Source organism: Lysinibacillus sp. UGB7, from assembly GCF_049058285.1.
In the GTDB taxonomy this organism is placed as follows: Bacteria; Bacillota; Bacilli; order Bacillales_A; family Planococcaceae; genus Lysinibacillus; species Lysinibacillus sphaericus_B.
The window spans coordinates 42,746-67,549 of sequence record NZ_JBMGUV010000007.1 but is presented as its reverse complement, the minus strand read 5'-3'; the positions used below and the strand labels follow the sequence as shown (position 1 = coordinate 67,549).

The following is a 24,804-nucleotide window of genomic DNA, read 5'->3' as shown; positions in this document are numbered from 1 at the left end:
GTTATAATAATCATGAGGTAAATCCTCTTTTTAATCATTTGCCCCCGCAACTGATTCAGGAGGAAATACTATGACGAAAAAGAAAGTATCACCAATCAAAAGCTATAAGCTGAAAAACAAGGAAACACGATATGAGTTCCCAGCCTATTTAGGGATTGATCCATTAACCTGTAAACAGAAGCGCACAATGAAACGTGGCTTTAAAACACGTAAAGAAGCTGAATTAGCACTAGCACGTTTAAAGCTTGATGTAGCAAATGGTACGTACAAAAAAGAGCGTGCTGAAACATATCAAGAGGTTTACGACTTATGGGTTGTTCAGTATGAAAATACGGTTGAGGAAAGTACATTCGTAAAAACGACTGGAATTTTTAAAAATCATATTTTGCCTGAAATGGGGAAATACAAAATTGAAAAGCTCACGGTGGACATATGTCAAAAGCATATCAATGAGTGGGCGGGAAAATTGAAGAAGTTCCGTATAGTCAAATCATACGCCTCTAAAGTATTAGATTTTGCTATGAAGCGTGGATTTATTCAAACTAACCCTTTTGCACTTGTAGAAATGCCTACTAATCTAACCAAGAAAGCTAGCGTTACCAATGATGATGAAGATGAAAACTTCTATACACGTGAACAGCTTATTCAATTCCTTACATGCTTAGAGCAAGAGAGTAACTACAAAGCATTTGCCCTATTCCGTTTACTAGCGTTTAGCGGTATGCGTAAAGGTGAAGCATTGGCACTGACATGGAGTGACTTAATCTTCACAACAAACGAGCTACGAATTAATAAGGCCCTTTCAAGAGGAAAAGATAATCAGCTATATGTAAAGTCTACAAAAACAGGTGTTGCTCGTACTATTAAAATGGACGATAAAACAATGGCAATATTAAAAGAGTGGAAGAAAAAGCAGAAGCAGGATTATTTAATACTAGGCTTCAATACAATGCAACCTAAGCAGCTTGTGTTTAGTAATGAACAAAATGAATATTTACAGCCAACGAAAACTCGTAAATGGATATTACATGTACAGAAGAAATATAACCTCGGTACAATTACAACACACGGTTTACGTCATACTCATTGCTCATTGTTATTTGAAGCGGGTGCTAGCATAAAAGAAGTACAAGATCGCTTAGGGCATAGTGACGTTCAAACGACACTGAACATCTATGCACACGTTACGAAGAAAGCGAAAGAAGAAGCTATACAGAAGTTCGCCAGTTACATTGAAATCTAGTTGAGCGACTACGCTTTGACTACGTTTTTGACTACGTTCGTTTGATACTCAATGAAACTATATGACATAGACAAAATAAAAAACCCTTGATATACAAGGGTTTTGACGTTCATTGAAACTCAATGAAATCGTATTATGGAGACGGCGGGAGTCGAACCCGCGTCCAGAAGCTCCAATACGCCGGCTTCTACGCGTGTAGTCTACCTATTTGCAATTCGCGAGTCCTTATGCCGACACTTAGAACCACAAGGTATTACAAACTTTAAAGCCGCGCTTATTTCAACTATTTTATCCACTAGGGAGTATTACATATTTACGAACTTGGTTCAAAGACCTTATTTATGAACATATTATATAAACTATCAAGATAAAAATCTAGTAATAAATTAGATATAATTATGAAAAGAACTATTTAAATTTTTTATTTAAATATTTTATATATGCCATTAATCTTTCAACATAGTATATAGCCTCATCAAAACCCAATTCCGAAATATCTTCATTATTTCCGTGCCTTACATCTAAATATTCTTGATGGATATGCTTCCAAATTTTAAGTCCATCTGTCACTATCATTTTATCAAAATTATTATTTTCGATAAATTTTTTACTCGACTTATTAAAATCTGATTCCCCAGTTATAGATTTCACATAACCTTCAGTAGCAGAAATACAATCTCTAAGTATATTTTTTATTGATTTTTCACTACTTCTAGTGTTTAGTGTCATCTTTATTTCTTCCAAATTTGCTACAGTATCTTTATACTTATTTGGAATTACTTTGAGTACTTCTTCAATTTTTTCTACTGACTGTTCCACACCTTCACGCATATTCCAGTAATAACCATAAACATCCGATTCTACTACATACCCTAAATTCACCGTTTCTAGAAAGTCGTTTAATTCAGCTATACTGCTAATTTCTTGAGTAATGATTTCTAGACCCTCAATAACATTATGAAAGCCCCTATTATTTAATTTTTTAAAACAATTCACTATTTCGTCTTCCAAATATGGAAGTGGGATTGATTCCACAGGATGTTCTTTAGCTAGACCAGCAATTTTATGCTGCAAATATAGTGCCGTTGAAACTATTTCGTCTTCTTCACATTTCATTAACTCCCCATGAATGAAGCCTTTTAATTCTTTAAAAAAGTCTCTAGACAATTCGTTCATCAGGTAATAATCATGTGTATATGTTTTATAATTTTCATGTTGCTCTAAAAAGTTATTCATTTTTACACCGCTTCCCTAAATTTGTTATTCTGTATTTATATCTAGAGGCGCACTGTTAGAAGAAAATAAAAATTTATTCACTTCAAAAACCTCCTTATAATGACAAAATGCAAGTCAGTTTATTTATCTATGCGTTCAGGATATTGGCAAATATTAACTCAATTTTATTAACTACTTATCAAGCAAACTTTCGAACAAATCATCTACATAATCATCTCTATCGCTTGAACCACCTCTAGATTCTATATAGTCTTCATAATCGTATTCAGGTTCCCCCTGAGATGCTTGTAAAATTTCATAATATACTTCGTTGATTTCTTCCATTTGCTCAACTATGCTTACATCAAATATTCCACCTAGTTCTTCTACTATTCCAACTACTTCCTCAAAATCATAATCATCAGCTAAATTCTCAGTAATATCATTAACTAAATCTTTCAAAACTTTTTGCTTATCAATTTGATTAAAAATTTCTTTTAATTCACCTTGATAAAAATCATACAGTTTAATAAGATTTAATACATCATAATAATTTTCTGTATTATCAATTAAGAGTGTGAGTGTTCCCTTAATATCTAACTCTAAAGCAAGGATATCTTTATACTTGATTAATAGGTCAACAAACTCTTCTGAATAATCAACAGAATAATTATCATAAGCTTTTATTAGTAATTCTTTAGCTTCCCCCACTCTAAAATCTACAAATTTATCCAATTTACTAATAGCTTGAATTTTTTCATACACATTTTTACAATCTTCATATTCATCAAACCTGTTAATTATTATATCTATAAATTCTTTTTGTAAATTTACAGGAATTAGAAACTTCCCTTGAACATTTGAAAATGAAAACACTTCAAACATAGGATGAAAATATTTTGTAGATTCCCATAATGTTCTGACATTTAAATTGTCCTTATGGTATTGAATTAAAAAATCAGCAATTGATGGATTTAAAAACCAAATTACTTCTCCTAAGTTTGGATGTTTAGATATTTTAACAAAAGATTTTTCCAACTCTTTTATCCCTCGTTTAAAGGCTACACTTTCAAATGGTCGTCCTAGATATAGATTTAAAGCATTAAAATTGTTCTCCAATTTAGTTAAAGGTACTTCTTTATCCCCCATAATCATTAACAACTTTAAAATCCATCTAGAATAATCATTAATTTGATTTTCAAATATATGTCCCCATGTATAATAAGGGTAATCCATTTCTTTAATAAAAAGTTTAGGATATTCTTCAACAAGCATATCATTATAATCTAACTCATTAGTCATTCTGCTAATTAAACGAGGTGTATAATTAGGATGTACTATTATCTTTTTATACGCTCTTTTTTCCACTAAAATTCGAACAAATTCTTCTGGTAAGTTTGAGAAGAATAAATGGTTATAAAGAATTTTTGCTTTAACATTCTTCGTATAATTTTCTACATTTAATATAAATTTATTAATATCTATTTTCTTATCATCAAGTATTTCATAATAAATCCGTGCTTGGTTTAATATATATTCCCTCGTAGTCATAATAAAAATTTTATCATCAGATTTCATAATTTTAGTTATAAAATTAATAATTCTTTTATCTTCATTCTTTGATAATCTGTCGTTTAAGAAATTTCTCCCTAAAAAATCATCATAGTAAAATACTTGTTTCAATTCAGGATTATATAATCGCTCACCTTCATTAATATCATCTGATATCTCAATAAACTCATATTCCTGCGCAGAATAATTCAGATATATCATATCTGCAAGTGTTGTTTTACCAACACCAGGTCCACCTGATAATACAATCACTTTATTCTTTTCTAAATGTTTTAATGCTATATCAATACTTTCATTGGGAGCATATAAGCTGACTTTCTCTTTTATTTGTTCCTCAGTGAATTTTGAACGATTAAAGACATCACTATGTAAAATAGTATTCAACACATTTGTACTGACTAACCATAATTTATAATGTTTCCGTTCAATACTTGGGTGATTTTTTAAAATTGTTTGCAGCTCATCTTTTCCATATATGTCTCCTGTACTTTTTATAAACCCTTCAAACAAGTCCTTTATAAAACCTTTTTCACTTGGATTTAGTGAAACTGATGTCATTAATATATATCTTGCGGGATTTAATTTTTTTACTTTCTCTACTTCAGTTTTTAGTGTATTTTTCAAACTACTAAAATCCTTATACCTTTTGCATTGAACAATTAAAGTATCATCTTCTGATGGAGCATGTCTTAAATCAATTCCTCCATCTTTCCCAGCCTTAAAGTTTTCTAATTTAATACCTAATTCAACTTCTAATACATCCTTACAGAATAGTTCAAATTCATCTGGTGAAAGTACTAAAAAATCGTATTCGCTCATATATCGTTCAACATCCTTAGATTTTAGTTTTACTTATTAAATTTATATACTTCTTCTAATTCTGCTATATTAAAGGTTTTTTCATTTATTTTTCTATGTAACATAGCATGACAATTTGGACATACAGGAACTAAATCCTTCTTATAATCTACCTTGTAAGAACCGTCAATTTCATTTAACGGCACAATATGATGTACATGAATAAACCCTTTTCCAACTTCTCCGTAAACTTCTTCAAAGTTCATATCACAGACGGCACAATTCAAACCATGCTCTTCAATACATTTTTGTCTCGCTATAGAGCTACGTTCATATTTATTAACCGTGATTGTACGTCTATGTCCTTCTTCTAAAGTTTCACTAACCTCTTCTGGAAAGACACCTTCTGAGTAGTAGTCATTGAAATTACTCTCTAAATACACTTCGAGTTGTTCCTTTACTTTCATTGGACCTTGTGGAGCAGCTTTTAAACCATTCTCTTTTAATTCGTAAAGTGAAAGATTCTCACTATCTACACGTTCAACTAATCTCAATCGAGCATATTTTCCAGATAATGAGCTTTCATATTCTTCTATGTCATACCAAAACTTTTTATCATCTGTTATCTCATCAGATGACATATCAACCTTTTCAACAATTGTTTTGAACATAACCTTCATATATGGCTTAGTAGCATATATAAAGACGGTATCTCCTACTTCATAATTTGCTTTTTGACGCCAATCTATATATCCAAGTTCATCAAAAGCTCCTACATGGTTGTATATTTTACCGTTTGCAGATATTAACCACTTCAAAAAACAGCACCACCCATTTTCGTACAATTATACCATTTTATAATTTGATAGGAAGGAACTATATGTCACAAATATTAAAATATGAGCCACTTTTAACTTATCAGAAGCTACTACCTAGCTTAATTTATGGAACAGACAGGGAATGAATGGTACTCATATGCTCTCGCTACCTTTTATAGAGGGTACCCCGTGACGAACAAACGGTCAAAGCACTTTTAAGACAAGGTAACCTTCGTAATACGCGCATGAAGTTTTCGCAAATATTTCAAGATACCTCCACTAAAACCAGCTTTGTAGATAGGTTCGTCATGCCCACAGGTCTAATAGTAAAATCCTTTACTATAACAGTTCAATAAATACACTAATAACCTCTACCACACTATGTTAATTCATTACATTAATGTTCTTATAATAACTGTAGATAGAACAGGAGGCGTTACATAATGGAGAAGCTATTGACCGTTAAAGAAGTTAGTGAGCTATTCGGAGTTACAGAAACAACCGTGAGACGTTGGGTAATGGAGAAAACAATCCCAAGCTATTTAATCGGAGGAGCAAGGCGATTCAATCGAGGAGAATTACTAGAACACATTAAAGGAGCGAGAAAATGATGGGTATGAGTTTTACAGTGGAATCTGTAAGCAGGGTTTTGAACAAGCTGAACATAGGAGTCTCTACGCATTCAGTAAAACGATTATTAGACAATGGAAAATTAAAACGAGTACAAAGACCTCATTATTGCCAAAACACTACGTACAACTATTTAGTGGATGTAGTGAGCTTAGAGGCTTATCTCGTTAACGAGGTAGGGTTAGACGCTAATGAAGTAGCAATTGCTATTTATGGAGGAATTAAATAATGGTTACAGTAGAGAACGCAATTAAAGTTTTAGAACATGAGGGTTATAACGGTATATCACTGTTAAAGAAAGCTATTGAAGCAGGAGTATTAAAAACAGTCATATACAACGGTGCTTTCAGCGCATATGACTACGCTACCACTAAAGACAGCTTCCACAACTATCTTTATCATCTTGGATTGAGTGAACGTCAAATAGACATCATCTTTGATAATCTCTAAAAGTTGGTTAACGTCTTAACCACTATTGTTACTATATACCTGTAAGAAGGTATTTCACATACACAGCCGCGCATCATTACTTAAAGTATAGCGCGGCTTTAATAATACAGTGTAAGGGGGAATTACATTATGAACAATGAAGAATTAGTAACTCAGTATAAGCCAAGTGATGAAATGCAAGAAATTGCAATCGCTTTAAATGACCTTTATATCATTAGAAATGATAAGTATCTTAAACAACGTCATGGTCTAACAATATGCCAAAATATTAATAAAAGGATGACAAATAAAAAACAGGCGGGATTTTTTACCCACCTCGACTAAATGATTTACTCTTACTACAACATCTCAGAGGGGAGTCATCATATGGTGTATTTTCAACATTGCAGACAAAATTCTTAGTATTTGACTTTGACTTTGAAGAAGATATTTTACATTGTAAATGGTATTATTATAAAGTTTACTATGCACTTAAAGATGCAGGAATACCTGAAGAAAATATTTATACTTTCTATTCAGGCAATAAGGGATTACACTTAACCATTTATTTCGATAATCCTATCCCCACTAAAGATGCTCTTCTTCTTTACTATACGGTATTGGAAGATGCAGACAGTCTCCATATGTGCAAAAAAATAGAGTTTAGACCTACTTCAAAACAAGGTGTGAAGCTTCCACTAGGTTTCCATACAAAAACTAGGAACAAGGTTTGTTTTTTAGAAAATTTAAACTTAAAAAACAAATTACCTGACGAAACGATTTTACAAATCAATAAGCTTTGCTCCTCTATTTTTGATTCAGTTATTAATCAAATTAAAGAGCGAATAACCTATAGTGATGTTGCAATTGAAGATGATACGAAAGATATACTAAGTAATAATCATATTTCCTCTGAAACGGCTAGCACTAATCATCTTCGAATGGACCCAGCATATTATAACGATATTTGGCAAAATGGTTTAAAGGTTGTGGGCACTCGTCATGATATGACCTTGATGTTATTACTTTACTTTAAAACTATACAGCAGATGGATAAAGATGAAGCTAAGGACGCTATATTTGAGTGGTTAGCTAGACAAGACAAAAGTAAGTATCACTCTTCCATCTTAGAAGTAAGAAAAGATACCGAGGCTTTAATTGATTATGTATATGATAATGATAAAAGACTTTACTATAGAGAAAAGTCAGTAACACTTTCAAAAGAAGAAGCTTATCACATATTAACCGCGAGACGTGTAGATAATAGTTCATTCACATTGAAGCAAAAGAAAGTGTTACTTGCTCTTTATTTACAAAGTAAGTTCTTCACTAATGAAGAAAATCGTATTTTTTATATGACCTATAAACAGATAGGAGATTCCATAGGATATAAAAATACGAAATCTCTATCTAAACTATTCTGTGATTTTGTAGAAGCTCATTACCTATTAATACATAGAAGAGATACAAAACAAGCAAACACATATCAAAAGCTTCCAAATCTTTATGAAGTACCTTCGCTTCAATTAAAAAAAGCCACCATTATGAGTAATGTTGACAGCATTACTTTTAATAGTGACTTAATGGTGTCAACTTTGACAAAATTGACACTAAATCAAATTGCAAGGTACTTTTTTGACAAGAAACAACTCGCGCTAGTTCTTCCCCGTAGACAGGTAGAACAATTATTTAAATAAGCTACTTAGGAAGTATAGTTGACAGCTATTCTTCCTTTTTTATGTTAGCACGTCATATTGTATTGAACAATTATATTAATGTACATTTTGTATGTTAATAGGTTTTATTATATTATAAATAGAACACATGAATTTAAAAAATATAAAATAAAATATTCAATTATAATTTTTATAATTATTTTACAATAATTGAAATACTTAGTTTTAATTTCGGAGGTCAATTCTAATGAAAGAAGCTTTAATCAAAGCATTTGCGTACTCTTATTTTGGCAAATTAACTAAGGTAAAATTATGTCTTAGTTGCTTAGCTATTCTTATCTTACCTATAGTATTTTTTTTATCTCCTAATCATCCAATTATAGTTTTTCCTTATTATGTTATCTTTTTAATTTTAATATTTTTTGCTTACAGAATAAAATCATCAAAAGAAAACAATTTTTTTGCATATGACATCCTATTCAATTACTTAAATCAATTTTTACATGTACTTTTACTAATTACATATGTAACATTTTGTACTTTATTTACTTTTAGAGAACATATAAACCTAAAAAATATTGAAACATCTTTAAGTACCATCTTAACTTGGATTTTAGGGAGTTCTTTCATCATATATATGTTATTACTCGGTATTTTCCTTGTATTTTTACTAAACTTATTATTTTTCATCATCTTGAAATCTATATTTCCTAATACACTTGAATCAAAAACACTTGTTGAAAAAGTAAAATTAAAAGATATTTCAAGCTTCTTAACATTAGACGAACAAATTACTTATTTAGGACTATCTATTGTACATTTGACTTTTTTCTTTACTGGAGTAGCATTTTATTCAATAGCCCTTTTACAAATCGATAATTCTATTAACGATATAAATTTTTTACAATCACTTGTTACTTGGTCTAATGATAATCAAATAATCTCACTTGGGAATTTACTAGGATTACTCTCTATTATGATTACTGTATTATCACTAAGTATTCCTTCACAAGTAAAACTAAAAACAAAAGCTATTAATTTAAAAAATTCTTCCTTACAATTATAGAATCAGCAAATAAAGAATAAACTAAGCTATATTATTTTGAGAGTACACAATCGAATTTAGCTTAGTTTTTACTTTAAACAAACTCATAATTTATCTTTTAAACCAAGTACTAAATATCCCCTAGAATATAATAACATCTATTTAGCTCGTCAAATTTCAAAATAAAAATTATTATAGAAAATCTCTTAAATTCTTTGCTACTTCCTCGACATCAAGCTCTAGGTACTGTGTTGTAACGGCTAAATCACTATGTCCTAACGCTTTACTGATTAAAGCTATACTAGCCCCCTTCTCCAGTAAACTCTTCGCGTAAGCTCGGCGAATTGCATGAGCATTTATATTTTCTAAGTCGAATCGCTTCGCATACTTGTGTAGCTGCTTTGAAATAGCACAATTAGATGACTTACTATTATTCATCGGTGAACCGTTTTGAGTAATAAATACATGGCGGTTGTCTGTACCAAAGTGAGCGCGGATTCCATTGTTTAATTTAATAAGTAGCTTTAACATTTCCGCTAGTTCCGTATCTATAGGGAGCTTTAAAAATTTGTGATTCTTTAGCGTAGAGCCGTCTAGGTTTAAGCATAGGTTTTCAAAGTCTATATGACGCTCTCTAAGCTCTCCAAGCGTACGAATACGAATACCTGTCTTATACATTAATTTAATAGCGGCGGCGTCTCTAAAGCCTATAAAGGTTGTTTGGTCAATCAATTGCAAGAGCTTCTCTATATCAGACTCCCGCGCTCCCTTCTTTACTTCCTTATCAATCTTAATTTGAATATTGCTCCAGAAACGGTCTTTTACCCACCCATTATTATAAAACTTGCTTAATACGGCTTTAATCGACTTCAAGCGTATTAGTTTAGTCGCGGTAGTAACTTGTAGCACATCCAAATAGTGATAGAGCTTATTCATATCAATATCCTCTACATACTCAATCCGTCCAACTTCTATAAACTGTTTAAAGATGTACTCATAACTTTCAATTGTGCGCGGTCGATTCCCCGCAATACGCATTTGATTGAATACCGTATCAAGTGCAATGCTAATGTGCGTACAGTTTATTCTTTCCTCTTTACCACTAGCTAGAACGACAACATCCCCTTCCACTGCAAAGATACCGTGTTTACGTTTCCTATTTGCCATAGAAAAAAACCTCCTAATATGTTTTATTAGAAGGTCTTGAAACAAGCTCAAATATGCTAATTTTCCATAGGGATAAGAAAAGGGATATTCAACAAGAGTTCAACTCCCATTCAATATCCCTAGCTCTTAAAACGTTGATATACCGCCGTTTATAGGCTGGTAAATTATGGAGACGGCGGGAGTCGAACCCGCGTCCAGAAACTCCAATACTTCAGCTTTTATTTTGCCTTTTTCAGTGATCTTTTTTTAATTATAAGCTTATTCTATTTCATCTCATAACTATTCATTCTTCATATCATTCCCTTTATTTTTAAAATGAAGTTCTACAACACTGTTATCGGTTTCCCCAACTTCGACAATAATTTCACTAAGATTATTATATGTTTTTAAGTTATTACTAGTCTTTATACCATCATTAGAATGATAATAGTCGTTTAATTTATTCTTTTTTTTCTTAGTATTTAAGTAAACATATGAATAAAGCCTGTTCTCATACTCATTTTCATTAATGTTATCACTTTTGCTAAGATATTGTGCCAGGGATAATAATATTAATACCACACTTAGAAAGACCTGACTCACATGAATAATTCCTATTATTAAATTATTATAATCCATTGAATATGATATGTTAAAAACTCCAAGACTCATACTAATTAAGAGTGATTTTAAAGGACTTATAACTTCTAATCTATTATCTAAACCATAAGCCCAATCACAGAAAATATAAATCGCACTATACAAATAAAATAATTCTACTAATGTATGCATTGCTAAAGAAATTCTAGCTTCACTTCTTAAAATTGAGGATTTAAATTTATCAATATATACTATGTTTTTAGTAAGCTCTTCTCCATAAAATTCACATATAACTCCATTATTACACCTTAATATGTGGTTATTAATATCATATTTATCGTTTTGATGAAAAACCTCTCCTGAATAAACTTTTCCTGTTGATTTCTTAAAAACTTGTGATTGCACTTGAACAACATCTGAATAAAATGCTATCGAAATTTCTATACCTCTTGATATCATTCTGAATATTAAAAACCAAATCAATATTATTAATATAGAGTTTTCGCTACAAAAATAGAATAAGCTAACACTTATAATTACCGATAATACCGTAATCAGAATATTTAGCCAGTTAGTCCATTCAATAAAGAACTTTCTTTCAATTTTAATTTTGCACCATTCTATATTAGAATAGTTCTCTCCATTTTTTCCAATTGAATAATAAAGTTCATTTTGAGAATTATCTTTACTTACTTTATTTTTTGTTAATTCATGCTTGAAGAATTTTGAGAAAAATAAATCTGGGGAAACCAAATTTTTAAGGAAATTTAATACTTCTCTCCATGATTTAAAAGAAAAGTATTTTTTCGAACTAGACCATAATACATAAAAAAAAGATATATATAAATTTCTCTTATTAATTTGATATATATCATTTGTTGCCTTCTTTATTACAGAATAACTTATATATCTTTGTAAAAAGCATATGAAATTGTAAAGTAAAAAGGTAGTTCCTATTAAAATAAAATTAAAAAAATCTTCTTCAATCTCTGCAATTTTAGGTATTTTATAATGAATCTTAAAACTAATTAATATTGTAAAATAAATTACAAAAAATACTATAGAAATATTTTTACAAATATTTATCCATTTAAAATTTTCTAATCGAAAAAATAGTTCCTTATGTGTAGAATCATAAGGAAATTCCACTTTATGTATAGCCATCTTTCCACCCCTCACTCAACTCTGGACACTGTTAATTTTGGCGAATGTTACGTTGCTTAGCTTTCTGAATACGTTATCTTTGAACTTTATAATTATAGCTTATATTTGCATTAATTGGATAAACACTTTACTTTTCTAATCATCACAAAAGGTTAATTTTATGATTCTAAAAGAGTTATTTTCAGACGATTTGTTTACAAACCTAATGTTTAATGTCCAAATGAGAGGGCAACAATCACTTCCTATAAGTTCATACAATTTAGTTATTGAAATATAGGGGTTTAACTAACAGTATAAAAATAAGCCTAGAAATACAGCTTCTAGTTTACCTATTTTGAAATTCACATAGCATTGTACCAATAAACAGGCGTCCCTAGAGCCGCAATCATTTAGAAGTCTTCCATACGTCTTACATTAAACGATTTTCTCCGCTAAGAAGTATAATATAGTTCACGAACATGCTTCTAAGATCTGCTATTAATATATAGCAACTGATTACCAAATAATAGAACCTGCAGTTCACTATAGATTCTCTCAAGAATCTATAGTCCACTCAATCATTGTTAATGACCTACAAGTAATGCCTTACACTACACACTTAACAATACGATTTTTTCTCATTCATATATACTAAATCGCTTAAATGGCAAATATTAGAGTGCATGCAAGAGTTGGTAACAACGGAGCCTTATATGTAACTTCTAGTAAAAGAACAGCGTTTCAATTGACTAATTTTTCAGAATATAATATGATAAATATACAGAACAACCTCTATTGTTCTGTACCCTCACTATTTGCGTAATGTACAGGCGCTATGTTTTTTACAAACTTATACAACTTCAGCGGGCTTACAATTGAATAATGTTTGAACAAATTTTTTGAAAGATTAACGGGCGTATAACGTTACCGATCATCTTTTGAAATAAGCATTTGAGAGAAACAAATAAAAGTGAACACTTTCCCTTAGAATTTCTTTTTTGTTAACCCGCATAGTGAATGTACAATACAAAATATGTGAACAAACAGTTAGTTTTGTTTTCACGACCAAGTAGGCTTAGCCAATTGCTAGCAGCTGTGTGATAGATTTTTTCATTGATTGATGTTACCTTCTTCTATACAGAAGTTAAGTATGTGTGAACGTAACTCCTCCCTTTAATGGTAAAGGAATCACCAAGTAGCTGTTATCACTTTGCGAAAGGCTGTTCATCTGAGTCGTGCTAACAACAAATAGAATGATCGTTTTAGGCAACGATTTTTCCGAAGTATGTACATTTAAGCCATTGGTAATAACGAAGCATTAAGCGTAAAGGAAGTAGGAACTAAAGTGATGTTATGTAATACCTTCCCGCTGAAGGAACAATAAAAGCTGCCCATCTGAACACTAGATGATGGCAGCTTTTTTTAAACTTTCTATCTTACTGGTGGTAGTACCTGTGATTCACTTAATATCCGCGGTAGGTAATCGTTGGTATACCCGCGATTCAACTACAAATACACGCGATTCTCGTTACGATACTCGCGATTCAATCCCAAATACACGCGGTAATCTCTGGAATACCCGTTGATTCACTTAATACCCGCGTTTATCGTTACAATATTCGCGATTCAGCCCCTAATACCCGCGCTCATCGTTACAATACTTGTGATTCACTCTCTAATACATGCGGTAATCGTCCCAACACACGCGATTCAATCAAGAACCTGCAATTGGTGACAAACAATTGCAAAAGCACCTATCGAACAGCGCCAATGACTTCATCAATTTCCGCAAGTAGCGCAGCATTTTTCATCGTTGTGCTTAATTTCAAGTGGCTTTGATCGACTTGAATAACGGCTACATGCATGCCCTCTTTAATGCTTGCACTTGGTACAGGCCTCATGCTTTCCGTATCGAATGTCATGAGTAAGTCGGGAAATTTAGAATGGATGGTACCTGCTTTTGCTAAAGTCATATACTCGTTCCAGACTGTCAGGCTGAAATCCTCAACCGATAATTTGCCTACGTCAAAGCCATTGTCCTTGGTTAGAGAATAGTCTGTTACTTTTCCCGAGACAATGTGTACGCCATTCAACTGACGCATGACATTTTCCAATTTTTCATCCATTGTTTGTCCCTTAAGGAAGCTATAACCAAGCGCAATGGCATCAGAAATGGCATATGGTGCGCCATGTTCTTTTAAATAGCTAATGGTTACTGGGTTTCGCGTTACCCCCACCATGCCACCAGCTAACACGGAAGCATGGCGAACGCTTTTGGCCGTATTTTGCAAATCACCTTCTACAAAACCTTGTATGGCCCATTTATTTTTCCCACCAGCATAAAACTGCACCGATTGATAATGTTGTTGTTCATGTAAATTCAAGGAGCCCATGATGCCTGTTGGATGTGCTCGCCCATTACAGGGGGCATCCACGACCGGTACATGTAATAACACCGATTGCAGCCAGCCATTAATCGTTGTAATCGCCCCGTTTTCGTTCGTAATGATGCCTTTTAGTCGATTAGTCATATAGCTATTCATCTTACTAAAGCTCCAGCATAGCTGTTCATTTGATATATATTGATTGGCTGCTGACGGAGCACCCACCATGGCCACACAAGCGATTAAATCATCATTGCTCAATTCGGATATATCCATTAACTGAGGTGCCCCCACCGCGAAAATTTCCTCCACAAGCTTTAAGCCTTCCTCTAGGAGGCCACCCCCACCGCCTCCTAGAATCGTACCGCCATAGACAGCTGCAATACCATCTTCATACGTTAGCACTTTTACCATCAAGATACCCCCTTGCTATTTCCCCATTTTGAAAATGGAAGAGAAGAAACTATATAAAGCATCCCCAGCAATGACACCTGCTGCAAACACCGTCATTTCAGACTCTTTCTTCCCTTTCGTGACTTTAGTGAAAATAATACGCAGTAAAATACCGATTAACACTGCCCACCCAGCAAGAGGATTGACAAGCAATAAACCTGTCGCAAACAAGATACCCATTTGTCTCTTTGACCCACCAAGAAGTTGGATCAATGCGCCCGGAATGGCCCAAATCATTAACTGTTTCGCCACATCGCCTGTAACACCCGATTGAATAGTTGCCGCATAAACATGGTTGACCGGTGCTACCAAATCTTGTGCAAAATAAGATTTGTACGATAGTAAAACAACAATGGCAGAAATAGAAAAGGCTATAATCCCAGCGATCATTTGCTGTTTACGCCCTTCTTTTTCTAATGCTGGATTACTACCATGTCCACGTAAAATATACCCCGTTTTCAAATCATAGCCCATATCCGCAAATGCAACCCCTGTTGCTGCACTATAGCCAGCTAATAATGCCAGTGCTGGGGGCGGGAAACCAATCAAAATGCCGACAATTAGCGTAATAAATGCAACGGCAAACGCCGGGAACCATCCTGCATGCATGGCAGCAATACCAACGATGAGCTCATGGACAAAGGCAGCAACGGTTGCGAACACGATGAAGCCTACTAACATACCAATAGACATATGTGAAATGATTCCACCTAAAAATGCGATTAATAACGAAATCATTAAATAAGCGATAAATCCAGCACCAAAGGCCTGTCTAATTTCTTTCTTATTTTTAGAATATTGTAATTCTTCTGTCTTTTTATCGGACTTTTTCGCTAGTAAAGTAAAAGCTACTTGGAACAGCGCCACAATACCTGCACCAATCATAATGCCATGTGGAATATAATATTGATTTAAATCTACATTTAATAATTGAACCGAATAGCCTCTGAGTAAAAGACCAATTCCAAACATGGTAAGCGCCCAAATATTCCCGATAAACGCTACACCAAAAGCTGACATTGGAATTTTTAGTACGGAGCCCACAATACCGACTAACACACCACCGATTAAAACTTTTGCATTCTTACCGCCCTTATCTCCAGCTTTAATCGCTTCAGCAGTGGCAATCCCCGGTGGCCAAGTACCAGCCGCCGGGAAAATCTTCGTATCAAAAAATTTATATAATAATAAAGCATCTACAAACATCGCTAAAATAACACCAATAAACAATGGTAAAACTAAGGATTCATAGCCTAAAACATACGGAATACCAATGGGCAGCATTAAACTACTCGCTGCACTAAACGTTGCCGAAGATATTGCCGTTTGGATAATATTTTGACGATGAACTGATTTAAACTCTATGAATTTCCCAATAGGAATTCTTCCTATAATCATGGCGAATATAGCACCGACAATCGACGTATTTGCAGAAATTCCTAAGGAAGTAATCAGTTGCATCCCAATTATGGCACCAACAACAGATGTTAAAACTATCATTAGTAGAGTCATAGGTTCTAAGGCTCTAGGATGTAATACTTTATTATTCATTAAGTCAGCTCCTATCTAGTTATAGTTTAGTAATGTGAGATTGAATTTGATGAGAAACTTGTAATAACTGTGCAAGCATATATTTCTCCCTCTGCTCATTCATGTCATATATCAAACCAGAAATCGTAAGAGACGCCATAATTTCTTTCTTTTTATTGAATAATGGAACACTTATACCAAAAGCATGCTCATTGTATTCACCTACTGTCATACACCAATTATGTTGTCGAATGATTTGTAGCTCATTTTTCAAGTGTGCAAGAAGCTGTTTATGTTCTTCTTCTGACTGTTCTTTATTAAAATGCGCTAACAATTCAAGCTGTTTTTCTTCGTCTAAATAGGCAAACATTACTTTACAGGAAGCACCGATATAGAGCGGCGTTTTCGTTCCTAATGACACCGCATATTTTATATTCTTATTGCTTTCAGCTATTTTGGTTGTGACACCGTATTCATTATCCATATAAGTTAGAAATACGGATTCATTGATTTCACTAGCGAGATTTTGCATCAATTCATAAATGGTAGAATGCGGGTCATTTGAATGCGAAAGCACATCATAAAATATAAACATTTTGTAACCCATTTTATATTTTTTAGTGCCTTCATCTTGTATTAAGTATCCCGCTTCTGTAAATGTATTGATTGTTCTTTGCACAACACTTGTATGCATGTTTGTCATGCGTGCAATTTCACGCACCCCTAATGCGTTTTCTGTAGAGGCAAAACATTCTAGTATATCCAATGAGTTCTTTAACGTCTTGACAGTCATTACCTTCTCCTTTTTTTATGCGTTTTTATAGCGATAGTGCTTGTATGCCATTTCCAAAGAAATGTATTCATTCAACAAGTCTTTTTCGATTGCGTCTATGCTTCTCTCTTTGGGGTTGCCATAACCTCCCCCTGTTGCCGTAACAAGCTCTATTTGGTCTCCTTTTTGCAGTTCATAATTTGCTAGTACACCAATTGGCCCTACCTTCGTTCCATCTTGTTTATGAATAATCAGATAGTTATGTGAACCTTCATGTCCGCCATTTAGGCCAAAAGGTGAAAATTGATGTCTGCCTAAGTTAACAGAAACCTTTTGTCCATCATGATTAATGGTATAAACTCGACGTACACCAAAACCACCTCTAAATTCTCCTGCGCCTGCACCATCACAGTTTAAGCTATATTCATCGATATGGATACCGTATTTTGTCTCCGCAATCTCCACAGGGAGGTTATACGTTTCCCCATCCCCCATACAATATTGCCCGCTTTGCCCATCTACATCATTGGATGCGCCCCAACCACCAACAGATGGCTCGACAATTAGGAATGAATCGTCATTGTGTGGGTTTTTGCCCGTTAAAATAAACGTACAAACAGACTGTAAATGTCCTGCCGAAAGTCTGTCTGGCAGGTGCTGTGCAAGTGCTTTCCATATTAAATCGGCTGCGCCAATACGCGCCTCAAAGTTCATAGAAACGGGATGTGGCCGTTTAGCAGAGACGATGGAATTATCATCAGTTATGATTTTCAAACGATGAAATACCCCTTCATTGATGACATCGATATCACCAAGTAACGCTAAAAACATCACCCTCACACTGGCCATTAATCCAAATTGCGAACAGTTGACAGGTGCGTGCACCGCAGGATGTGATCCTCTAAAGTCACAAATGAATGCTTGGTCACTAATCGTAACTTTTACTTTTATAGGGTATGGTCCACCTTTTAATGGATCGCCCTCAATAAAATCTTCCGCATAAAACTCGCCCTTTGGTAATTGCTGCAGTTCAAGCTTTGCAATTTTTTCACCCTTGTCCAATAATTTTTGGATAGACAATTTAACAGCATCCGCACCGAACTTCTGACAAAGTTCACGGATGCGTTTTTCACCTGTTTTCAATGCGGCAACTTGTGCAAACATATCGCCGATGGATAGTTCGGGTAAACGCACATTGGTCGCAATAATTTCATAGACTGCTTCACTTAGTTCGCCTTTTTGATAGAGCTTGACACCTGGCAACTGTAAGCCTTCTTGATAGATTTCATTTGAATTACTGGTAAATGAACCTGGGTCCATTCCACCAACTTCTGTCCAGTGCGCCTTATTTGCCGAATAAGCAATCACTTCTCCATTGTAAAAGATAGGTATTACTAAGCCAACATCGGATAAATGCGAGCCACCCCCAACATAGGGGTCATTAATAATAATGACGTCACCTTCGTGTAAATCCGCACCGCCATTAAACTTGTCAATAACATGTTGGACCATTGGACTTAACATGCCGATAAAACTTGTCACACCGTTTCCTTGGCTAATTAAATTACCTTTTGCATCTGTCAAACCACATGCATAATCTAAAACTTCATAGATAACAGGACTCATTGAAGAACGGGCTAAAGCGACAAACATTTCATCCCCGATGGCTAGCAACGAATCTTGAATAATTTCTATTGCAAAAACATCTTTATGCATGATTTACTTCCCCTCCATCTCTACAATTAGATTGCCGTATTTATCTATTTTAATGGACTGCTTGTCATTGATTACTACCGTAGAGCTAGAATTTTCGACAATGGCTGGACCTTGAATCACATAGCCGGGCACTAACTTTTGTTGATCATAGACATTTACATCTACCCAACCCGTGTGTTTTACATATAATTGACGTGTCAATTTCATGCAAGTTGTACCATCAATGTGCGAGAAATCTAATTCCTTAAACTGAACAGCTTCGTCTTTGCCATAAATCGTGAGATGAAGATTCACTAGCTCAATCGGTGTTTGAGGTAGCTCAAAAGAAAATTCTTGCTGATGTTTAATATGGAAGTCTGCTGTTAAGCGCTGTAGTTCCGCTTCATCGAGACGTCCATTGGATGAGTTTAACTTTACAGCGTGTTCCTGTCCTTTATAACGTAAATCGTAATTCATTTCAAAATGATAGTGTTCTGTTGATAAAGGTGCTTCAGCATAGGCTTTTTGCATCACTTCTTTCATATTTCGTTGAATTTCGGCTAAATGATCTTTATGGAAATTCAATAAATTGGTTTGGATATAATCTTGTCGGTATTCGGTCATCATCATACCTAATGCTGAAAAAACGGATGAACCATATGGAATAATGACTTTTTTCATCCCTAACTCCTGTGCTAAATGAATAGCATGTAGTGGACCGCCGCCACCAAAGGCCACCATTGTAAACTCCGCTGGGTCATAGCCTTTACGAATAGAGATTAACTTAAGCGCATTTAACATATTTGAATTGGCTATATCTAAAATTCCTTGGGCCGCCTCTTCAGCCGTAACATTAAATGGTCTGGCAATCGATTGCATAAGCGCCTCTTCAATTTTGTTCATGGCTACTGGATGATCAAAGTTGGCTAATGATAGTTTGCCTAAAAAGACATTCGCATCCGTAATGGTAGGTTGTGTATTGCCTAAGCCATATGCCACAGGGCCTGGGTTCGCTCCAGCAGAATCTGGACCTACTTTTAATGAGCCAAATTGGTCGACTCTTGCAATGGAACCTCCCCCATTGCCAATCTCCACAATATCGACAACGGGTGTTTTAATGGGATAACCTGCAAACTTGTCGTTTTTTTCTATATAGTAATCTGTTGTGACATTCACTTTGCCGTCGGTAATCAGCGAACATTTAGCCGTCGTTCCGCCAACATCAAAAGCGATAATATTTGATTCATTGAGAAGCTGTCCTAATTTAGCAGCACCGAACATGCCCGCAACAGGACCAGATTCAACGAGGTTGATTGGCAACTCCATTGCTTTACCAAAACTGGTCGTCCCCCCATTGGATTGCATAATTTTTAAATGTTGTGTAATACCAATTGTCCCTAACTTTTCTTTCAAACTTTTTAAATAAGCATGTGCAATAGGTTTTACATATGAATTCAAGACGGTTGTATTGGTTCTTTCATACTCTCGATATTCTTTAATGGTTTCGCTAGAAAGGGTTATATAGACCTCTGGCCAAATTTTTAAAATTTCTTCTTTTAATTGTCTTTCATGTAGTGGATTTTTATAACCGTGAATAAATGAAATGGCAATTGCTTCAACACCCAATGCTTTAAATTTATTTACTAACGGACCTACTTCATCAATGTTAAGCGCTTTCATGATATTTCCTTTAAAATCGATTCTTTCATCGATTTCTTGTCTTAAATAGCGCTCTACAAAAGGTTGCGGCTTTATATATTTAAAATTGTACAAATCTGGTCGATTTCCCCGAGCGATTTCTAAGACATCACGAAAGCCTTTCGTCGTGATTAACCCAACTACTCCCCCTTTTCTTTCCGTTAATGTGTTAATAATAACTGTCGAACCATGAATAAATGACTCGACCAGCGATTGTTCCGTTACATGTCGACTTAAGACATTTAAAATCCCATCCTCAAAATGGCCTGGCGTTGTATGCCCCTTATCAAAATGAAGATTCCCCTTTTCATCTGTGAATACTAAATCGGTAAAAGTGCCACCAATATCTGTTGCTATTTTCAAATCCTCATCCCCTTCTGTTCCGATTATAGGAACACTGTTCCATTTAGAATTAAATAGATTATAGTCAAAAAAGATAGAAAATTCAATGTATTTTATAATAATTTTTTAGTCAAATTCTTTTTCATAGTAAAAAATGTCATTCACTTACATTTAAAGTGAAAATTACACTATAACTTATATGATATTTTCAGCAAAAGGAACGTCTTTATTTCCTTTTTGTATGTCAGCAAAAAGTGTTGCCATCTATGCAACGAGAGTCAACTATTGCCCGTTTATGCGAAAGATTTTTTGGCATATTTAGCACTGATTTTTAATGAATCGATTTTCTCCAATAAAAAAAGCCTATTCGAAAAAAAGTATTCGAATACGCTTTATGCCATGTTAAGCCTGTTCTTTAATAATTCCGTAATATATCAAATCCTCATATTTACCATCTTTCATAACATGGTCCTTTAAAGTCCCTTCCTTTTCCATGCCAATCTTCTCCATCACTTTTCCTGAAGCAGGATTTGATGAAAAATAGCGGGCAAACACTTTGTGCAGCTTCTTTTCTTTAAAAGCAAATTGTAAAATTGCTTGCGCTGCCTCGGTTGCATAGCCATTGCCCCAATAAGGTTCGCCAATCCAATAGGCTAGTTCTCCTTGGTTAAAGCTGGGATTGTTCGATAATGCAATAGCGCCCAATACTTCACTACTGTCCTTGTCTGTTACCGCAAACTCATACGATTGATCTGCCATAAAATTAACATAATGGTGCTCCATCCATGATAATGCATCGTTTAAACTATATGGGTAAGGTAAATACAATGTATTTTTGTAAATATGATAATTATTGCACAGCGTCGCGACCGCTTCGGCATCGGATGTTTGAAATAATCTAAGGACCAGTCTTTCCGTCGTAATCATTAATTTTTCACGATCATATCCCATTCCATCGACTCCCTTTATCTCCAATATGACAACCCTGTGTTTTACTTAACTTTCTTGGGTTATAGATATTGGTTCTACAAATATTACCAAAAATCCTGTCGCGCTATCCTCAGAATCGTTGCGTTTGTTTCATTCGGGATATATGGAAATTTCCAGCGTCAGAGAGTTTTAAATCACAAAAGACAAGTCATCTCACAAAATTTTAGAAAGGACTTGTCTTACACTGTAGCTATTAATAAGTAATGAACGAACTGTTTCGTTTCCTCTTTCGCTATTTTACCGTTGCAAAACTCATTTTTACGCAGGAGCCTCGCAGCTTTTCTCTCCTGATATGACTGTTTTTGGCATTCGTTCTATGCGTCAAATGATATCTTGCTGAACGTATTTTTCTTTAATGCCAATACCTATTTTAGCGATTCCCACAATTAACAGGAACAAAGGTAGTAAAAAAAACAAATGCCCTATACCTGGAGCAAATAATGTTGTCGTAGACAACGGACCAAATAATTTTGGGAAACCAATTAAAATAATCAATGGAAGTAGCAAATGGAATACGCCTAAAGACAAGCCATCTAAAATAACACGGATGGTCGTTACTTTCCGTTTTTTAGGTTTGAAAATTCTGTAAGCAGACCAAACAATGTAAGCGATGATGGCCAGTAAAATCAAATCCAAAATGATATATTTCATAAATGGATTGCTTGTAGATATAGCAGGTACTTTATTATGGACGAGCTTGAGAATGCCACTCGTTATTGCTTCATATTCATTCAGATTGAAATAATCCATGGAATTGATAAGTAGACTGATGCCATACTCCCCATCTAACATGACTTTTGAGTAGGTGTTTTCTGTCCAGCCATTATGGGCGATTACATCATTCACTTCCCATCCCATGGCATAGTAAGTATCATTGCCAACGAGTGCTGATGGATGATGCATTGTATCCATGGCATTTGCTGATAAAATACTTCTTCCTTTGAACTGTCCCTGATTCAATTGTGCGATCATGTAATTTGCCATATCTTCCACACTGGAAATAATGTAACCAGAAGCAACAGTTCCTTGGTGGTTTAATTGCTCAGTTGGCATCTTAAATCCAAAGACAGTTTGATAGCCTACCGCAATTGTATTGTTTAAATCATCTATAGGGTCCGCATAGCTATTGTTCATTGCAAGTGGTTTGAATACGTATTCCTTTATATACGCTGTATACGATTTATGTGTAACTTCTTCGATGACTGCACCTAGGATGCTGTAATTTAAATTCGAATATTGATATTGCTTACCAACCGGGAATGTCAATACTGTATTAGCCAAACCTTCTATATGTTCTTTTACTGTGCTATCTCCTTGTGATATCGCTACTTGACCATCAAATGTAGAAAGTCCGCTTGTTTGATTTAATAAGTGCTGTATGGTGATTTTTTTTGATGCCTCTTTATCTGCTAATTGAAACCACGGTATCACTGATTGTACTGGATCTTCTAGATTGATTTTTCCTTGTTCCACTAGCTGCATAATGGCTAGCGCTGTAAATGATTTACTAACCGAGCCAATAACAACTGGCGTTTGCGCTGTCATTGCTGTTCCATCTGGGCTCGAAACACCATATCCTTGCAAGTATTCCACCTGATTTCCTTTTACGATGGCCAATGAAGCACCGGGAATGTGCAATCTTTCTATTTCATGTGACATAAACGCATCAATTTTAGAAATATCTAGATTACTAGCTGTAGACTCATTTTCGTTTGCCCATACCATACCGTTAACATTTGTCATGAGCATGACTATGGCGATTACGATCATTTTAACGATTGAAAAGTATTTTCTTGTCATCATTTAATTTCCCTTTAATTGTTAATTTTTCCGACCTTATTATTGCTTTTATTAATTTGTTAACACCTTCTTAATTTTGAAATTTTTTGAACTTTACTTTATACGTAATTACACTAGAAAAAGTTTCAACATCACAATCTAAGGTATATACTTTGAGGTTTCTTACATAAATCAGTTCTCAGCTTGTTCGGACTTTAAGTAGAACGTGAAAAAGGCTCTACTTCTTATCGAAGTAAAGCACTTGCAATAGCCTTAGTGATTATTTTCACTTTTCCATTGTGCTTTGTTAAGTGTGTAATGATAATGCGTTTGGTTGTCGATCTCCATTTCTCCATTAAAATAAAAACCGCATTTTTGTATCACTTTATTTGAACTTACATTGCGGGGCACAACCACTGCATTAAGGTGTTCTACATCTGTCTGGTCAAACAAATATTGCAGCAAGCCTTTTATTGCTTTTGTGGTGTAGCCACGATTTCTGTAATGCTTTGATATCGCATAGGCAATTTCCCGGTTTGGTTCCCTTAGTTCTTCTTTTATACCTGTATTGCAGAAGCCTATGAATTCGCCCGTTTCCTTTAAGATCATGCCCAACCTCAAATAATTGTGACCACTGATATGAGGGACGGCAGACAAAAACTCTTTATTTTCAGGTATCTCATAATTTGTCACCCCGTCTAATCGTGCTCTCGTGGAACGCCAATCCGGCAAAAATTCATAAACTTCCGGTTGTGAAGTCAGTTCATAAAGAGCATCAACATCTTCCATACTAAACTCTCTCAGTAATATTTCACCACAGTCTATTGTAAATAAATTGTTCATCTC

At 34.4% G+C, this 24,804-nt stretch carries 20 protein-coding genes; 7 read left to right on the top strand and 13 right to left on the bottom strand.

Translation table 11 applies throughout. The features are described 5' to 3' along the window. Positions 1–70: 70 nt before the first annotated feature. The gene (locus tag ACOMCU_RS08440; protein WP_421049916.1) at positions 71–1,243 is read left to right on the top strand and encodes a tyrosine-type recombinase/integrase; all 1,173 of its coding nucleotides are present in this window, start codon (positions 71–73) and stop codon (positions 1,241–1,243) included. 408 nt (positions 1,244–1,651) lie between these two features. Here ACOMCU_RS08440 and ACOMCU_RS08435 read toward each other — a convergent pair whose 3' ends face one another. The 3 genes from ACOMCU_RS08435 to ACOMCU_RS08425 all read right to left on the bottom strand — a co-directional run bounded on the left by ACOMCU_RS08435 (position 1,652) and on the right by ACOMCU_RS08425 (position 5,646). Beyond that, positions 1,652–2,479, bottom strand: coding sequence for a hypothetical protein (locus ACOMCU_RS08435; protein ID WP_421049915.1), 828 nt, complete (start codon positions 2,477–2,479; stop codon positions 1,652–1,654). A 171-nt stretch (positions 2,480–2,650) separates the two neighbouring features. Beyond that, entirely contained in the window at positions 2,651–4,849 is a 2,199-nt protein-coding gene (locus tag ACOMCU_RS08430) for a restriction endonuclease (RefSeq protein ID WP_421049914.1), read from the bottom strand. A gap of 29 nt (positions 4,850–4,878) precedes the next feature. After that, positions 4,879–5,646, bottom strand: a complete 768-nt coding sequence (locus ACOMCU_RS08425) for an HNH endonuclease (RefSeq protein WP_421049913.1) — start codon at positions 5,644–5,646, stop codon at positions 4,879–4,881. A gap of 443 nt (positions 5,647–6,089) precedes the next feature. Here ACOMCU_RS08425 and ACOMCU_RS08420 point away from each other — a divergent pair, with 443 nt between their 5' ends. The 6 genes from ACOMCU_RS08420 (at position 6,090) to ACOMCU_RS08395 (ending at position 9,447) form a co-directional block, all read left to right on the top strand. Further along, positions 6,090–6,257, top strand: a complete 168-nt coding sequence (locus ACOMCU_RS08420) for a helix-turn-helix domain-containing protein (protein ID WP_421049912.1) — start codon at positions 6,090–6,092, stop codon at positions 6,255–6,257. Further along, positions 6,254–6,505 carry a hypothetical protein gene (locus tag ACOMCU_RS08415; RefSeq protein WP_421049911.1) on the top strand — a complete coding sequence of 84 codons (252 nt, stop codon included), beginning with the start codon at positions 6,254–6,256 and terminating at the stop codon, positions 6,503–6,505. Before ACOMCU_RS08420 ends, ACOMCU_RS08415 begins: the two co-directional genes overlap by 4 nt. Then, positions 6,505–6,726, top strand: a complete 222-nt coding sequence (locus ACOMCU_RS08410; protein ID WP_421049910.1) for a hypothetical protein — start codon at positions 6,505–6,507, stop codon at positions 6,724–6,726. The genes ACOMCU_RS08415 and ACOMCU_RS08410 overlap by 1 nt, the downstream gene beginning before the upstream one ends. A gap of 129 nt (positions 6,727–6,855) precedes the next feature. After that, complete coding sequence (locus ACOMCU_RS08405) at positions 6,856–7,050, top strand: hypothetical protein (RefSeq protein WP_421049909.1); 195 nt, start codon at positions 6,856–6,858, stop codon at positions 7,048–7,050. Then, positions 7,029–8,402 (top strand): TOTE conflict system archaeo-eukaryotic primase domain-containing protein, encoded by a 1,374-nt coding sequence (locus tag ACOMCU_RS08400; protein WP_421049988.1) that lies wholly within the window; start codon positions 7,029–7,031, stop codon positions 8,400–8,402. The genes ACOMCU_RS08405 and ACOMCU_RS08400 overlap by 22 nt, the downstream gene beginning before the upstream one ends. Before the next feature lie 226 nt (positions 8,403–8,628). Then, positions 8,629–9,447 carry a hypothetical protein gene (locus tag ACOMCU_RS08395; protein ID WP_421049908.1) on the top strand — a complete coding sequence of 273 codons (819 nt, stop codon included), beginning with the start codon at positions 8,629–8,631 and terminating at the stop codon, positions 9,445–9,447. A 171-nt stretch (positions 9,448–9,618) separates the two neighbouring features. Here ACOMCU_RS08395 and ACOMCU_RS08390 read toward each other — a convergent pair whose 3' ends face one another. From ACOMCU_RS08390 to ACOMCU_RS08345, 10 genes are all read right to left on the bottom strand, one after another. Further along, complete coding sequence (locus tag ACOMCU_RS08390; protein WP_421049907.1) at positions 9,619–10,593, bottom strand: tyrosine-type recombinase/integrase; 975 nt, start codon at positions 10,591–10,593, stop codon at positions 9,619–9,621. Between the two features lie 279 nt (positions 10,594–10,872). Continuing rightward, positions 10,873–12,336 carry a hypothetical protein gene (locus ACOMCU_RS08385; RefSeq protein WP_421049906.1) on the bottom strand — a complete coding sequence of 488 codons (1,464 nt, stop codon included), beginning with the start codon at positions 12,334–12,336 and terminating at the stop codon, positions 10,873–10,875. 1,733 nt (positions 12,337–14,069) lie between these two features. Further along, a complete protein-coding gene (locus ACOMCU_RS08380; RefSeq protein WP_421049905.1) occupies positions 14,070–15,113 on the bottom strand; it encodes a DUF917 family protein in 1,044 nt (347 codons plus the stop codon). Positions 15,114–15,128: 15 nt separating this feature from the next. Continuing rightward, on the bottom strand, positions 15,129–16,703 hold the full coding sequence (locus ACOMCU_RS08375; protein ID WP_421049904.1) for an OPT/YSL family transporter: 1,575 nt from the start codon (positions 16,701–16,703) through the stop codon (positions 15,129–15,131). A gap of 19 nt (positions 16,704–16,722) precedes the next feature. Then, positions 16,723–17,475: an IclR family transcriptional regulator gene (locus ACOMCU_RS08370; protein WP_421049903.1), complete on the bottom strand. Its 753-nt coding sequence runs from the start codon at positions 17,473–17,475 to the stop codon at positions 16,723–16,725. A 15-nt stretch (positions 17,476–17,490) separates the two neighbouring features. Then, complete coding sequence (locus tag ACOMCU_RS08365; protein ID WP_421049902.1) at positions 17,491–19,170, bottom strand: hydantoinase B/oxoprolinase family protein; 1,680 nt, start codon at positions 19,168–19,170, stop codon at positions 17,491–17,493. A gap of 3 nt (positions 19,171–19,173) precedes the next feature. Further along, complete coding sequence (locus ACOMCU_RS08360; protein ID WP_421049901.1) at positions 19,174–21,210, bottom strand: hydantoinase/oxoprolinase family protein; 2,037 nt, start codon at positions 21,208–21,210, stop codon at positions 19,174–19,176. Positions 21,211–21,591: 381 nt separating this feature from the next. Further along, entirely contained in the window at positions 21,592–22,140 is a 549-nt protein-coding gene (locus ACOMCU_RS08355) for a GNAT family N-acetyltransferase (protein ID WP_421049900.1), read from the bottom strand. 360 nt (positions 22,141–22,500) lie between these two features. Beyond that, the gene (locus ACOMCU_RS08350; RefSeq protein WP_421049899.1) at positions 22,501–23,982 is read right to left on the bottom strand and encodes a serine hydrolase domain-containing protein; all 1,482 of its coding nucleotides are present in this window, start codon (positions 23,980–23,982) and stop codon (positions 22,501–22,503) included. Positions 23,983–24,231: 249 nt separating this feature from the next. Next, positions 24,232–24,801: a GNAT family N-acetyltransferase gene (locus tag ACOMCU_RS08345; protein WP_421049898.1), complete on the bottom strand. Its 570-nt coding sequence runs from the start codon at positions 24,799–24,801 to the stop codon at positions 24,232–24,234. Between the last annotated feature and the right edge of the window lie 3 nt (positions 24,802–24,804).

Coding starts and splice junctions, on each gene's coding strand:
- ACOMCU_RS08440 (WP_421049916.1), top strand. CDS start 71: ATGACGAAAAAGAAAGTATCACCAATCAAAAGCTATAAGCTGAAAAAC.
- ACOMCU_RS08435 (WP_421049915.1), bottom strand. CDS start 2,479: ATGAATAACTTTTTAGAGCAACATGAAAATTATAAAACATATACACAT.
- ACOMCU_RS08430 (WP_421049914.1), bottom strand. CDS start 4,849: ATGAGCGAATACGATTTTTTAGTACTTTCACCAGATGAATTTGAACTA.
- ACOMCU_RS08420 (WP_421049912.1), top strand. CDS start 6,090: ATGGAGAAGCTATTGACCGTTAAAGAAGTTAGTGAGCTATTCGGAGTT.
- ACOMCU_RS08415 (WP_421049911.1), top strand. CDS start 6,254: ATGATGGGTATGAGTTTTACAGTGGAATCTGTAAGCAGGGTTTTGAAC.
- ACOMCU_RS08410 (WP_421049910.1), top strand. CDS start 6,505: ATGGTTACAGTAGAGAACGCAATTAAAGTTTTAGAACATGAGGGTTAT.
- ACOMCU_RS08405 (WP_421049909.1), top strand. CDS start 6,856: ATGAACAATGAAGAATTAGTAACTCAGTATAAGCCAAGTGATGAAATG.
- ACOMCU_RS08395 (WP_421049908.1), top strand. CDS start 8,629: ATGAAAGAAGCTTTAATCAAAGCATTTGCGTACTCTTATTTTGGCAAA.
- ACOMCU_RS08390 (WP_421049907.1), bottom strand. CDS start 10,593: ATGGCAAATAGGAAACGTAAACACGGTATCTTTGCAGTGGAAGGGGAT.
- ACOMCU_RS08385 (WP_421049906.1), bottom strand. CDS start 12,336: ATGGCTATACATAAAGTGGAATTTCCTTATGATTCTACACATAAGGAA.
- ACOMCU_RS08380 (WP_421049905.1), bottom strand. CDS start 15,113: ATGGTAAAAGTGCTAACGTATGAAGATGGTATTGCAGCTGTCTATGGC.
- ACOMCU_RS08375 (WP_421049904.1), bottom strand. CDS start 16,703: ATGAATAATAAAGTATTACATCCTAGAGCCTTAGAACCTATGACTCTA.
- ACOMCU_RS08370 (WP_421049903.1), bottom strand. CDS start 17,475: ATGACTGTCAAGACGTTAAAGAACTCATTGGATATACTAGAATGTTTT.
- ACOMCU_RS08365 (WP_421049902.1), bottom strand. CDS start 19,170: ATGCATAAAGATGTTTTTGCAATAGAAATTATTCAAGATTCGTTGCTA.
- ACOMCU_RS08355 (WP_421049900.1), bottom strand. CDS start 22,140: ATGGGATATGATCGTGAAAAATTAATGATTACGACGGAAAGACTGGTC.
- ACOMCU_RS08350 (WP_421049899.1), bottom strand. CDS start 23,982: ATGATGACAAGAAAATACTTTTCAATCGTTAAAATGATCGTAATCGCC.
- ACOMCU_RS08345 (WP_421049898.1), bottom strand. CDS start 24,801: ATGAACAATTTATTTACAATAGACTGTGGTGAAATATTACTGAGAGAG.